Source organism: Pseudomonas sp. P867, assembly GCF_019891455.1.
Taxonomy (GTDB): Bacteria; Pseudomonadota; Gammaproteobacteria; order Pseudomonadales; family Pseudomonadaceae; genus Aquipseudomonas; species Aquipseudomonas synxantha_A.
This window is the reverse complement of sequence record NZ_JAFLXB010000003.1, coordinates 133,399-147,137: the sequence shown is the minus strand read 5'-3', so window position 1 is coordinate 147,137 and position 13,739 is coordinate 133,399. Positions and strand designations below refer to the sequence as shown.

The window sequence follows — 13,739 nt, the reverse complement described above, 5'->3', positions numbered from 1 at the left end:
CGCTCCTCAAGCTTCAGCGTTGGCTTTGATCAGACGGTCGTACGCATCCTGATCCAACAGCTTAGCCACTGCCTCGGCGTCGGCGGGTTTAAAGCGGAAGAACCAGCCTTCGCCCATCGGGTCTTCGTTGACCAGTTCCGGGCTGCCATCGAGTTTGTCGTTAACTTCCAGCACTTCACCGTCCAGCGGCATGTAGACGCCGCTGGCGGCTTTGACCGATTCCACGGTGGAGGCTTCGGTGCCCTTGTCGTAAGCCTGCAACTCCGGCAGTTGCACGAAAACCACATCACCCAGCGCGTTCTGCGCAAAAGCGGTGATACCCACGGTGACGCTGCCATCGGCTTCGGCGCGCAGCCATTCGTGATCTTCAGTGAAACGCAACTCGCTCATGGAAACTCCTCAGGGCCAGAATCGTCTGGTGGACGGGATTGGAATAATGGGGAGTTGCTTAGCAATATTGCGGCCAAGGTTATTAATTCGTTATAAATCAACAGGTTAATAAAATCGGTTATGACGTTAGTGCATTTAGCTGTAGCGATTTCGCTACAGTCGAGTGCTTGAAAAAAAGCCTATGTGGATCAAAGCCTTGCATGGCGCGTAAAAAACAGGGTTGTAGCGATATCGTTACGCTGTAGCGCTTTCAGTACACTGAATGTCGTTCCTGGACCAAATTTTGGAATGCTCTCCAAATGTGGGAGGGGGCTTGCTCCCGATAGCGGTGTATCAGTCAAAGATTTATGGCTGACACACCGCTATCGGGAGCAAGCCCCCTCCCACATTTGTTTGTATTCCAACTTGAATCAGGGCTTGTTGGGGATGCCGTACTTGCGCAAGCGATGGGCAATCGCCGTGTGGGAAGTCTGCAACCGGCTGGCGAGCTGGCGCGTCGAGGGGTAGCTGGCGTAGAGCTTTTCCAGCAGATCGCGCTCGAAGTCTTCCACCGCCTGTTCCAGGCTGTCGACTTCGCCATCGCTCTGGCGCGCCACCGACGTACCGGCGATGTCCAGGTCGCCGATGTCTACCAGGCTGCCCTCGCAGATGGCGGCGGCGCGGAAGATCACGTTTTGCAGCTGGCGCACATTGCCCGGCCAGCGGTTGCCCAGCAGCGCTGGATAGGTGCCGGGCGCCAGGCGGCAGACCGGGCGCTGGATCTGCGCGCAGGCTTGCTGCATGAAATAGCGGGCCAACAGCAGGATGTCCTGGCCGCGTTCGCGCAGCGGCGGCACTTCAACGTTAAGCACGTTGAGGCGGTAGAACAGGTCTTCGCGAAAGGTGCCCTCACTGACCATTTTTTCCAGGTCGCGGTGGGTGGCGCTGAGGATGCGCACATTGACCTTCACCTCACGGTCACCGCCCACCCGACGAAAGCTGCCGTCATTGAGAAAACGCAGCAACTTGGCTTGCAGGTACGGTGACATCTCGCCGATCTCATCGAGAAACACCGTGCCCTGGTTCGCCAGTTCCATCAGCCCTGGCTTGCCACCGCGCTGGGCGCCGGTAAAGGCGCCAGGGGCGTAACCGAACAACTCGCTTTCGGCGAGGTTTTCCGGCAGCGCCGCGCAGTTCAACGCCAAAAACGGTGCACTGTGGCGCGTGCTGATCGCGTGACAGGCGCGGGCCACCAGCTCCTTGCCGGTGCCGGTTTCGCCCTGGATCAGCAGCGGTGCATCCAGCGCCGCCACCCGTTGTGCCCGTGCCTTGAGGGTGCGGATCGCCGGGGATTCGCCCAGCAGCGCATCAAAACCTTCGGCATGGTCGTGGTGCAGCGCCGATAGCTGTTCGCCGATGCGGTTGGGCTGGTAGAGGGTGAGCAGGGCTCCGGCGTCGGTGATCGGCGTGGCGTCCAGCAGCAGGGTCTGGCCATTGACGCTGATCTCGCGCAACGGCAAGCGAAAGCCATGCTCCAGCAAGGTCTCCAGCAGCGCGGGGTCGTTGAACAGCTCGGCGATGCTTTCGCCGGCCGGTTCGCGCCCGTACAGCGCGATCAATGCCGGGTTGGCCAGCAAAATCTTGCCCGCGCTGTCCAGGGCCAGCACCGGGTCGGTCATGGCTGCCAGCAGGGCGTCCAGTTGCAGGTGGCGGCGTTGGCCCGGAAGGATGTCAACCACCTTCACCGCTTGCACGCCGTGCACGCTGAACAACGCATCGCGCAGTTCTTCAAGCACCTCGGCGCTGAGGGTGGGTGCGTCGATATAGACGTTGGGCGGCACCATCTCCACCGCATCCAGGTTGAGATTGCGCCCACCGAGCAAGGCCAGGACTTCCTGGGTGATGCCGACGCGGTCGATGAAGCTGACGTGGATACGCATGGGGCGATTGGCAATTCTGGAGAGCAGAGGCGGCAAGTATGCCTTGGCGCGCGGCGCAGGTGAAATCTGACAAATGATGGAGATCAAAATGTGGGAGGGGGCTTGCTCCCGATTGCGGTGGATCAGCCAATCAACCTGTGGCTGACACACTGCTATCGGGAGCAAGCCCCCTCCCACATTTTGAACTGTATTGTGTCAGTGCAGGCGTGTTACTCCAGGTGTTCGGGTTTGACTGGATCACCTGATTTCACATCCAGCTGATGCCGCACATCCTCAAACATCAGGTCGTACTGCTTGTGCATCGAACCGTTCAACACCGCGACCTTCGGCATGCCGTATTTCTGCGCGATGTTCATCGCATGCCGCGCAAAGTCGAATGCCTGGTCCTTGGGCAGGAAGAACTCCTCCTTGAGGTCCTTGCCCTGCACCGAACCGTGCAGTTTGAATAACATGCCTTTGCCTTCCTTGGGGTCCTGGCTGACTTCATAGTCGATGCACAGGTTGTAGCTGTAGTCGTCCTTGTTGAGCGCGTGACGTTCGACGTGCAAGTGACCGGGTTCAAAGATAGCCATAGGCGTTTCTCCTCTACTTCACAGATAGGTGATGCCAGGTGTGGCCGTGCTGATGCGGGTGCCGGCGCTGCCCTGGACGATGGCTTCGATGTCCGAGAGTGAACCGATCACCGCGGTTTTGCCAGTCTGGCGGGCGAACTCGCAGGCTGCCTGTACCTTGGGGCCCATGGAGCCCGCGGCGAAGCCGAGTTTTTCCATGTCGTCCGGGTGGGCCTGGCCGATGGCCTTCTGGGTTGGCTTGCCGAAGTCGATAAAAGCGGCATTGACGTCGGTGGCGATTACCAGCAGGTCGGCGTCCAGTTGCGCGGCCAGCAAGGAGGAGCACAGGTCTTTGTCGATCACCGCTTCAATGCCGCGCAGCTTGCCGTCTTCGCCATACATCGTCGGGATGCCGCCGCCGCCGGCGCAGATCACGATGGCTTTTTTCTCCAGCAGCCATTTGATCGGGCGGATTTCAAAGATGCGTTTGGGACGCGGGCTGGCAACCACACGGCGGTATTTGTCGCCATCGGGTGCGATGGCCCAGCCTTTTTCGGCGGCGAGTTGTTCCGCCTCGGCTTTGGCATACACCGGGCCAATAGGCTTGGTGGGGTTCTGGAAGGCCGGGTCCTTGGCGTCCACTTCCACCTGGGTGAGCAGGGTGGCGAACGGCACTTCAAAGTCCAGCAGGTTGCCCAGTTCCTGTTCGATGATGTAGCCGATCATGCCTTCGGTTTCAGCGCCCAGTACGTCCAGCGGGTAGGGTGAGACGCTGGTGTAGGCCGCCGCCTGCAACGACAGCAGGCCGACTTGCGGGCCATTGCCGTGGGCGATCACCAGTTCGTTGCCGGCGTGGATCTTGGCGATCTGTTCGGTAGCGATGCGGATATTGGCGCGTTGGTTGTCCGCGGTCATGGGTTCACCACGGCGCAGGAGGGCGTTGCCGCCCAGGGCTACGACGATGCGCATAATGCAATCCTTTTAGGGTGTGAGCAGAGCCCAATGTGGGAGGGGGCTTGCTCCCGATGGCGGCAGGACAGTCAATCTATCTATAGCTGAGCCACCGCTATCGGGAGCAAGCCCCCTCCCACATTTTTGAACCCTGTTCCGACAGTGAGAATTAGATATCCGCCAACGCCGACACCAGGATCGCCTTGATGGTATGCATGCGGTTTTCCGCCTGCTCAAACGCGATATTGGCCGGCGACTCGAAGACTTCCTCGGTCACTTCCACACCATTGGCCAGGTGCGGATAGCGCGCAGCGATGTCCTTGCCGACCTTGGTTTCGCTGTTATGGAACGCCGGCAAGCAGTGCATGAATTTCACCCGGGGGTTGCCCGAGGCTTTCATCATCTTGGCGTTGACCTGGTACGGCAGCAGTTGCTCGATACGCTCGTCCCACGCTTCCACCGGCTCGCCCATGGACACCCAGATATCGGTGTGGATGAAGTCCACGCCTTTCACTGCTTCTTTCGGGTCTTCGGTGATGGTGATGCGCGCGCCGCTTTCCTCGGCAAAGGCCTGGCACTGTTTGATGAAATCTTCATGGGGCCACAGCGCTTTCGGCGCGCCGATGCGCACGTCCATGCCGAGCTTGGCGCCGATCATCAGCAGCGAGTTGCCCATGTTGTAGCGGGCGTCCCCCAGGTAGGCGTAGCTGATGTCATGCAGCGGCTTGTCGCTGTGTTCGCGCATGGTCAGGGTGTCGGCGATCATCTGGGTCGGGTGGAATTCGGCAGTGAGGCCGTTGAACACCGGCACACCGGCGAACTTGGCCAGCTCTTCGACGATTTCCTGTTCGAAGCCACGGTACTCAATGGCATCGAACATCCGACCCAGGACGCGGGCGGTGTCTTTCATGCTTTCTTTGTGGCCGATCTGCGACGACACCGGGTCGATATAGGTGACGTGGGCGCCCTGGTCATGGGCCGCGACTTCGAAGGCGCAGCGGGTGCGGGTCGAGGTTTTTTCGAAGATCAACGCGATGTTCTTGCCTTGCAGGTGCGGACGCTCGGTGCCGGTGTATTTGGCGCGTTTAAGGTCGCGGGACAGGTCCAGCAGGTAGTTCAGTTCGCGAGTAGTGTGGTGCATCAGCGACAGCAGGCTGCGGTTACGCATATTGAAAGCCATGATGGAATCTCCTTAATAGTCGATAGGGTCGCGGATGATCGGGCAGGTCATGCAGTGGCCGCCGCCACGGCCACGGCCGAGCTCACCGGCGCTGATGGTGATGACTTCCACACCGGCCTTGCGCAGCAAGGTGTTGGTGTAGGTGTTGCGGTCGTAACCGATCACCACGCCGGGTTCCACGGCCACTACGTTGTTGCCGTCATCCCACTGCTCGCGTTCGGCGGCGAAGCTGTTGCCGCCGGTCTCGACCACGCGCAGGGCCTTGAGGTTGAGCGCTGCGGCGACGGTTTCGAGGAAGTTGGTTTTCTCCCGTTGAATGTCGATACCGTGAGGCTTGCTTTCGTCAGGGCGCAGGGTGAACGGCACGATCTGGTTGACCACTTCCGGGAAGACGGTGACCAGGTCGCGGTCGCAGAAGCTGAACACGGTGTCCAGGTGCATCGCTGCGCGGGATTTGGGCAGGCCGGCCACGATGACGCGCTCCACCGCTTTGTTCTTGAACAGGTTGCGCGCCAGTTGGCCGATGGCTTGGTGGGACGAGCGCTCGCCCATGCCGATCAACACCACGCCATTGCCAATCGGCATCACGTCGCCGCCTTCCAGTGTGGCAGCGCCGTGCTCCTGGTCGGGGTCGCCGTACCAGATCTGGAAGTCCGCGTTGGTGAACTCCGGGTGGAACTTGTAGATGGCGGAGGTCAGCAGGGTTTCCTGGCGTCGGGCCGGCCAGTACATCGGGTTGAGCGTTACGCCGCCATAGATCCAGCAGGTGGTGTCGCGGGTGAACTGGGTGTTGGGCAGCGGCGGCAGGATGAAGCTGGCGTGGCCGAGGAAGTCGCGGAACATCTCGATGGTCTTGCCACCAAAGCTGCTCGGCAGGTCATCGGCCGAGACACCGCCAATCAGGAACTCGCTGATCTTGCGCGGCTCCAGGCTACGCAGCCACGAGCCGACTTCGTCGACCAGGCCCAGGCCCACGGTGTTGGCGGTGATCTTGCGTTGCAGGATCCAGTCCAGCGCTTCGGGGATGGCGACGATATCGGTGAGCAGGTTGTGCATTTCCAGCACATCAATATCCCGCTCGCGCATCTTGGTCACGAAGTCGAAGTGGTCGCGTTTGGCCTGGGCCACCCACAGCACGTCATCGAACAACAGCTCGTCGCAGTTGTTGGGGGTCAGCCGCTGGTGGGCCAAACCTGGGGAGCACACCATGACTTTGCGCAGTTTGCCGGCTTCGGAATGTACGCCGTACTTAACTTTTTCCGTGGTCATTACAGATCCTCCAGTGAACATACAATTACAGAGTCAGGAAGCCGTCGTAGAGCCCATAGGCCGCCACCAGGGCGCCAATGACCACTGCGGCAAAAATCAGCTTCTCGACGTTGGTGAAAATCGGTTTGCCCAGTTCACGCTTGGCCTTGGCGAACAGGATCGCGCCGGGGGCGTAGAGCAGGGCGGAGAGCAGCAGGTACTTGGTGCCGCCGGCATAGAGCAGCCAGATCGCGTAGATCAGGGCGACGGCGCCGATGAACAGGTCTTTCTTGCGCTCCTTGAGCGCGTTTTCGTAGGTCTCGCCGCGCACCGCCAGCAGCAGGGCGTAGGCCGCTGACCACAGGTAAGGCACCAGGATCATCGAGGTGGCGAGGTAGATCAGCGACAGGTAGGTGCTCGCGGAAAACAGTGTGATCACTAAAAATATCTGCACCATCGCGTTGGTCAGCCACAGGGCGTTGACCGGCACATGGTTGGCGTTTTCCTTGCGCAAGAACTCCGGCATGGTGTGGTCCTTGGCGGCGGCAAACATGATCTCCGCACACAGCAGCACCCACGACAGCAACGCGCCCAGCAGCGAGATGATCAAGCCGACGCTGATCAGCACCGCACCCCAATGGCCCACCACATGCTCAAGCACGGCAGCCATCGACGGGTTCTGCAACTTGGCCAGTTCCGGTTGGGTCATGATCCCCAAAGACAGCACGTTCACCAGCATCAGGAACAGCAGCACGGTGATAAAACCGATCACGGTGGCCTTGCCCACGTCGCTGCGTTTCTCGGCACGGGAGGAAAAGATGCTCGCGCCTTCGATGCCGATGAACACCCACACAGTGACCAGCATCATGTTGCGCACCTGGTTCATCACGCTGCCCAGGTCAGGGTTTTTTACGCCCCAGATGTCTGCGGTGAAGATGTCCAGCTTGAACGCGAACAGGGCGATGAGCACGAACAGCAGCAGCGGCACCACCTTGGCAACGGTGGTCACCAGGTTGATGAACGCTGCTTCCTTGATGCCGCGCAGCACCAGAAAGTGCACCGCCCACAGCAGTACCGAGGCACCTATCACCGCCGCTGGCGTGTTGCCTTCGCCAAAGATCGGGAAGAAGTAACCCAAGGTGCTGAACAAGAGTACGAAGTACCCGACGTTGCCCAGCCAGGCACTGATCCAGTAACCCCAGGCCGATGAGAACCCCATGTAATCGCCAAAACCGGCCTTGGCGTAGGCGTACACCCCGCCGTCGAGATCGGGCTTGCGGTTGGCAAGGGTCTGGAACACGAATGCGAGGGTCAACATGCCGATGGCGGTGATCACCCAACCAATCAACACGGCGCCTACGTCGGCACTGGCGGCCATGTTTTGCGGGAGTGAAAAGATCCCGCCGCCAATCATTGAGCCCACGACAAGTGCAACCAGCGCACCAAGCCTAAGTTTTCCGGGAGAATCAGACATTGCGTGACTCCAATGCAGGAGAAGAGAGATCACAGAATAATTCCGTGCGCTAATAAAACAGCTGACTCAGATCAGTTCATTGGCACATTCCATTGTGAATTAACGACTTAGGGTGGCAGTTGCGGGGCGACACGGCCTGTGCAAAGGCGCTCGCTAGAGCGGTCTCCTACAATGTGGTTAATCATTTGGTCCGGGGCATGGGTGTTGACGCTAGTTCGTATTTGCGAATGTGCAAACTTTTTGTATGTTGCCTGACGAGCGCTTCATAATTGCCGTATTTAAATTCTAAATAAGCCTAAACTTCCGGCGTTTACATACCCTTATGTTATGAAACGCTAGCGTCATTAAATTGAATTAGTTGAGTGCGCGGTGGTCGGCTCAAACATTTATTGCGAGGAACCTGCATGTCCCAACCAGCCCAGAAACTTCGGCTCAGTGCCCTGATCGCCCTGGTAGTAGGTTCGATGATCGGCGGCGGGATCTTCTCGCTCCCGCAAAACATGGCGGCCCGCGCCGAAGTAGGCGCGGTGCTGATCGGTTGGGCCATTACCGCGGTTGGCATGTTGACCCTGGCGTTTGTGTTCCAGACCCTGGCCAACCGTAAACCGGAACTGGATTCCGGGGTGTATGCCTACGCCAAGGCCGGCTTCGGCGATTACATGGGGTTCTCGTCGGCCTGGGGCTACTGGATCAGTGCGTGGATGGGCAACGTCGGCTATTTCGTGTTGCTGTTCAGCACCCTGGGTTACTTTTTCCCGGCGTTCGGTCAGGGCAATACACCACTGGCCATCGGTTGTGCATCGCTGTTGCTGTGGGCGGTGCATTTTCTGGTGATGCGCGGAATCAAGGAAGCGGCATTCATCAACCAGATCACCACCGTGGCGAAGATCGTGCCGCTGCTGATGTTTATCGTGATCGCCGCCGTGGCGTTCAAGGCCGACATCTTCACCCGTGATATCTGGGGCCTGGGCAATCCGCAGATGGGCAGCGTGGTCGAGCAGGTGCGCCACATGATGCTGGTCACGGTGTTTGTGTTTATCGGTATCGAAGGCGCCAGTGTGTACTCGGCGCGGGCCGAGAAACGCTCGGATGTGGGGCGCGCGACGGTGATTGGTTTCCTGGGCGTGCTGGCGCTGCTGGTGCTGGTGAATGTGCTGTCGTTGGGCATCATGGGCCAGCCGGAACTGGCGCAGTTGCAGAACCCGTCCCTGGCGGGCGTGCTGGAACACATTGTCGGGCCCTGGGGAGCGATATTGATCAGCCTCGGCCTGGCGGTTTCGCTGCTCGGGGCATTGCTTTCGTGGGCGTTGCTCTGCGCGGAAATCCTCTATGCCACTGCCCATGACAAGACCATGCCGGCGTTCCTGAAAAAGGAAAATGCCAATCAGGTGCCGGTTAACGCGTTGTGGCTGACCAATGTGATGATCCAGGCATTTCTGGTGATCACGCTGTTTTCGGCCAGTACCTACACCACCCTGATCTACCTGGCGTCGTCGATGATTCTGGTGCCGTACCTGTGGTCGGCGGCCTATGCGGTGCTGTTGAGCGCGCGCGGCGAAACCTATCAAGGCGCTCAGCGCCGACGCATGAAGGATCTGCTGGTAGGCTTGATTGCCCTCGGTTACGCGGTGTGGCTGTTGTATGCGGGCGGTTTGAAATATTTGCTGCTGTCGGCGCTGCTGTATGCACCGGGTGTGATCCTGTTTGCCCTGGCCAAGCGGGAGCAGGGCCGCCCGTTGTTTACCTCGCTTGAAAAAGGCATTTTCGGTTGTGTGATCGCGGGCGCCGGGTTGGCTGCGTACGGGCTGTATAGCGGGGTATTGTCGCTGTGAGGTTGGCCTATCAACCGCCTTACGACTGGGCGGCGATGGTGGAGTTCTTATCGGCCCGGGCAATCACCGGGTTGGAAACCGTGGTGGCCGGAGTGTATCGACGCAGCATCAGTGTGGGCGGGCGACATGGCTGGATCAGCGTCGCGCCGGGGGCGGGGGATTGGCTGGAGGTGACGGTCGACTTTCCCGAGCCGGTCGCGCTGCCCGAGATCGAGCGGCGCCTGCGCAGGATGTTTGATCTGGACGCCGTGCCCGCCGTGATCAATCTGCAATTAGCCAGGGACCCGTTGATGGCGCAACTGGTTGCGGCTCGACCAGGGCTGCGGTTGCCGGGTACCTGGGACGGCCTGGAGTTGGCCATTCGCGCAGTGCTGGGCCAGCAGATCACGGTGGTGGCGGCGATCCGGTTGGCGGGCAAGCTGGTGGCGCAGTATGGCCAGCCGTTGCAAACCCCCCACGCCGGTATTACTCACCTGTTCCCGGCACCCGAGGTGCTGGCGGCGGCGGACCTGGCGGCCCTGGGCATGCCCAAGGCGCGAGGTCGCACCTTGTCCGGTGTGGCCCAGGCGTTGTTGGATGACCCTCGGATTTTCGAGCCCAAGGCCAGTCTCAAGGACGGTGTTGCACGCTTGGTGGCATTGCCGGGGATTGGCGATTGGACCGCGCAGTACATCGCCATGCGCCAGTTGCGCGAGGCGGATGCGTTTGCATCGGGGGACATCGGCTTGATCAATGCGCTGGCGGCGCTGGAAGGCGGGCCGGTGTCGGCACGGCAGTTGCTGGCGCGGGCAGAGGCGTGGCGGCCGTTGAGGGCGTATGCAGCGCAGCATTTGTGGACGTCGTTGAACCGCGGGGATTGATGGGGGCTGTACTGGCCTCATCGGGACATGGGTATCTACACAACTTCTGGTATGGCGCTGTAGCTGTGGGAGGGGCGGTGCGACGATTCGACTTGCTCCCGATGGCGGCCTTAGGGCCGACCAGGATGCCGGATCAAACCGAGTACATATCCGTTATTTAGGTAACGGCCACTTAGGGTTCCGCTCTTACAGAGGTTCACTTTTGGAAGGACCCAAAAGTAAGCAAAAGGTCCTCGCCCCACCACTCGGCACCTCGCTCAGGCTCGGTGTGCCCGTAATCCGACAGGGATTTGGGGGGGCGCCGCCACGCGCCATCCATGGCGCGGGGCGGCTAAACCGGCATCCCTGCCGGTTTACCCCCCAAATCCCTGTCGAATTCCGGCCAGCGTGGTTTAACGGGGCGCCCAAGATCAAAAACAGATCAAGAGCGGCTCGCTTCGCATCTTGGTTACTGGTGACTGCTACGAAGTTGTGTAGATACCCATGCTCATCGGGGGCAAGCCCCTCCCACATTTGATGTGTGAATACATTCAAAAGTGGGAGGGGCTTGCCCCCGATGGCGGTCTTCAGTTCACCACTGAGGCCGGTGCGCGCCCAATTCCCCTGCCGGCAAATCCCACTGCAACGGCGTGCCACTGATGCTCAGCGGCGCCAGTAACCGATGGGCCTGGCCCCAGGTGGTCTGCTCTACCACCAAGCCTTGATCATTGATGTCTTCGCCGCGCAACGCTGCCTGCTGCGGCACCTGTCCTGCGTCCACCAGCAATTTGGCCGTGCGCGCCAGTGACAACCGCGCCGAACCGCCCCGACCTGACGCAAACCGCTCGCTCAAGGCCTGGATCGCACTGGCGGCCATCAGGTAACCGGTAGCGTGATCCAGCGCCTGCACCGGCAGCGGCACGGGCTTATCCGCCTGCTTCCAGGCCATGCCCGCCTCGGCGATCCCGCTGCTCATCTGCACCAGGCTGTCAAAACCGCGACGGTTACGCCACGGACCGCTCCAGCCATAGGCATTGAGGCTGACGTCAATCAGCCCGGGGGCGATATGTTGGCGCTCGCCGAGGGTGTAACCCAGCTGTTCCAGTGCATCGGCGCGGTAACCATGGAACAGTACGTCGGCGTCCTTGAGCAAGGCTTCGAATACCTGCCGGCCTTCAGGGCTTTTCAGGTCGAGGCGGGCACAGCGCTTGCCCAGGGTCATTTCCGGTACCACGCCCGGTTCGTTCCAGGTTGGCGAATCGATGCGCAGTACATCTGCACCCAATCCGGCGAGGAAACGACTGGCCACGGGGCCGGCCAATACGCGGGTCAAGTCCAGCACCTTGATACCCGCCAGCGGGCGCGCAGGTGAGCCAAGCCAGGGTTTGTCGATACCAGGGTCGAAGACCTGACGCTGTATCAACTCTTCGGCATTCACCGCCAAGCCTTGCGGATGCTGCTGCCAGGCTTGCCACGTACGCATCTGCGCCGCACAACCGCCGGCGTCGACAATGGCCTGTTCCAGTTCTGCGGCGTTCCATGTAGCGACTTTGGTCGCCATCTCGGCGCGGTCGGCCACAGGCCCAAGCACCCGTTCGGCCGCTGCACGGTGATGGGGTGCGTTGGTGTGCAGACGAATCCAGCCCTCGGCGCTGGCGTAGTCACCGGCCACTGGGTCCCACAGCGGCGGTACTTGCCAACCCACTGGGCGAATCGACGAAGAAAACCACAGCGAGGCGAGACGCCGATCCACGCTGACGCTGGGCAGCCGCCCGGTCTGTTGCTGGATCAACTGGGCAACAGCCTGGCCAGCGGCGCCGATGCTGGCGACGGCCAGGTCGGTCACGGCGAAGGACGAGGGCAGCGCGCCTGCCGAGGTCTCGGGCAGCGCAATGTGCGGTAAATCGAGTGCAGCTTGGATGGGAGTCAGCAGGTCAGTCATCTAAGGCCCTCCGTAAGAGAAGGGCCACTATAGAAGAACATCACACCGGTGTGGCAGCCCCTGGGACCAAGGGCAGTTCGATGCTGGCGACAAAACCGCCGTCGGGATGATTGGCCAGGATCAGGGTGCCGCCATGGCGCTCGGCAGCACGGCGGGCGATGGCCAGGCCCAGGCCATGACCTTGCGCAGTCTGGCCCGGCGCACGGTAAAACGGCTCGCCCAGTTGGCCCAGGTGTTCGGTTTCAACGCCGGGGCCGTGGTCGCGTACGCTGATCAGAATGCGCCCGTTTTGATGCTGGGCCTGCAATTGAATCGGTTGGCCGGCCGGGTTGAAGCGTTGGGCATTGCGCAGAAGGTTATCCACGGCGCGCTCGATCATGGTCGGCCAGCCCTTGAGCCGCAGGTCGACGTCGGTGCTGAGGTGCACCACTTGCTCGGGCGCGCCGAGCTGGGCGTCCTTTTGCAGGGTCTTGAGCAATGGGTTGAGGTCAATGTCTTCGGCGCTGGCGTTGTCGGCGTCGACCCGCGCCAGGACCAGGATTTCGCTGATCAAGGCTTCCAGGCGGTCGCATTCGCGGGTCAGGCGCGGCCAGAGTTTTTCCCGCTCTTCGGGGCTGGCGCGCTCGGCCAGGGCCAGGGCGATACGCAAGCGTGCCAGGGGCGAGCGCAGTTCGTGGGACACGTCGCGCAGCAACTGGCGCTGGCTACCGATCAGGCTTTGCAGGCGCGCGCCCATGCGGTTGAAGTCATTGGCCAACACACCGAATTCGTCGCGCCTGTTGGCCAGTTGCGCCAGGCTGTTTTGTTGATAGGTGGTTTGCCCCAGGTCATGCACCGCGCCGCGCAGGCGGCTGAGTGGGCGGGTGATGGACAAGGTCACCAGCAGGCTGAACAGGGTCAACACCACCAGGGTGATTGCCAGGGCACTGAGCGGCCACAGCAGGCTACTGCGGTGCCAGGCTTCCAACTCCGGGTGGGGAATGCGGTAGATCAGCAGGTAGGTGTCGCCGGTTTTGTCGCTGGTGTACTCGGCTGTCAGGCGCCGCCAGGGCAGGTGGCCGTCCTGGCTGTCATTCTGCCGGGCTTCAAAGGCGGCGGCGCGACGCGGGAAGGTACCGCGCACCACCGGCTCGCCGCTCTCGTTAAGCACTTGCACATCGATGTGGTACTGGCGTTTACGCTGTTGCAGCAGGTCCTGGGCGGCTTCCTCACCCTGGGCTTCGTAGAGTTGCGTCCACTCTTGCGCCAGGTTGTTGAGGCCGGGGTGGCGGCTGAGAATCCAGGCGTCCTGGTTGAGCATATGCCCAAGCAGAATCGACAACCCGCCAACCAGGGCGATGGCCAGCCAGAAACTCGCCAGGATACGCCAGAACAATGAACGCACAGGAAACCCTCAAACAGGAAAAGCCCAGT

At 60.9% G+C, this 13,739-nt stretch carries 11 protein-coding genes; 2 read left to right on the top strand and 9 right to left on the bottom strand.

Annotated features, from left to right (window positions below; genetic code table 11):
* Positions 1-6: 6 nt before the first annotated feature.
* The 7 genes from gcvH to arcD (J1G33_RS07090) form a co-directional block, all read right to left on the bottom strand.
* Positions 7-390, bottom strand: a complete 384-nt coding sequence (gene gcvH / locus J1G33_RS07120) for a glycine cleavage system protein GcvH (protein WP_223017851.1) — start codon at positions 388-390, stop codon at positions 7-9.
* Between the two features lie 410 nt (positions 391-800).
* Positions 801-2,309 (bottom strand): sigma-54-dependent transcriptional regulator, encoded by a 1,509-nt coding sequence (locus J1G33_RS07115; protein ID WP_005790844.1) that lies wholly within the window; start codon positions 2,307-2,309, stop codon positions 801-803.
* Between the two features lie 209 nt (positions 2,310-2,518).
* Complete coding sequence (locus tag J1G33_RS07110; protein ID WP_194439052.1) at positions 2,519-2,881, bottom strand: DUF5064 family protein; 363 nt, start codon at positions 2,879-2,881, stop codon at positions 2,519-2,521.
* 18 nt (positions 2,882-2,899) lie between these two features.
* Positions 2,900-3,829, bottom strand: coding sequence for a carbamate kinase (gene arcC / locus J1G33_RS07105; RefSeq protein WP_005790840.1), 930 nt, complete (start codon positions 3,827-3,829; stop codon positions 2,900-2,902).
* Positions 3,830-3,980: 151 nt separating this feature from the next.
* A complete protein-coding gene (locus J1G33_RS07100; protein ID WP_005790837.1) occupies positions 3,981-4,991 on the bottom strand; it encodes an ornithine carbamoyltransferase in 1,011 nt (336 codons plus the stop codon).
* Between the two features lie 12 nt (positions 4,992-5,003).
* Entirely contained in the window at positions 5,004-6,260 is a 1,257-nt protein-coding gene (arcA, locus tag J1G33_RS07095; RefSeq protein ID WP_122733621.1) for an arginine deiminase, read from the bottom strand.
* A gap of 25 nt (positions 6,261-6,285) precedes the next feature.
* A complete protein-coding gene (gene arcD / locus J1G33_RS07090) occupies positions 6,286-7,713 on the bottom strand; it encodes an arginine-ornithine antiporter (RefSeq protein ID WP_032879725.1) in 1,428 nt (475 codons plus the stop codon).
* Between the two features lie 404 nt (positions 7,714-8,117).
* Between arcD (J1G33_RS07090) and arcD (J1G33_RS07085) the strand changes: the two genes are divergently transcribed.
* Positions 8,118-9,545, top strand: coding sequence for an arginine-ornithine antiporter (arcD, locus tag J1G33_RS07085; protein WP_005790831.1), 1,428 nt, complete (start codon positions 8,118-8,120; stop codon positions 9,543-9,545).
* The gene (locus J1G33_RS07080; protein WP_223017850.1) at positions 9,542-10,405 is read left to right on the top strand and encodes an AlkA N-terminal domain-containing protein; all 864 of its coding nucleotides are present in this window, start codon (positions 9,542-9,544) and stop codon (positions 10,403-10,405) included. Before arcD (J1G33_RS07085) ends, J1G33_RS07080 begins: the two co-directional genes overlap by 4 nt.
* Before the next feature lie 571 nt (positions 10,406-10,976).
* Here the strand turns inward: J1G33_RS07080 and J1G33_RS07075 are convergent.
* The gene (locus tag J1G33_RS07075; RefSeq protein ID WP_223017849.1) at positions 10,977-12,326 is read right to left on the bottom strand and encodes a CoA transferase; all 1,350 of its coding nucleotides are present in this window, start codon (positions 12,324-12,326) and stop codon (positions 10,977-10,979) included.
* Positions 12,327-12,366: 40 nt separating this feature from the next.
* A complete protein-coding gene (locus J1G33_RS07070; RefSeq protein WP_223017848.1) occupies positions 12,367-13,710 on the bottom strand; it encodes a HAMP domain-containing sensor histidine kinase in 1,344 nt (447 codons plus the stop codon).
* Positions 13,711-13,739 lie beyond the last annotated feature (29 nt).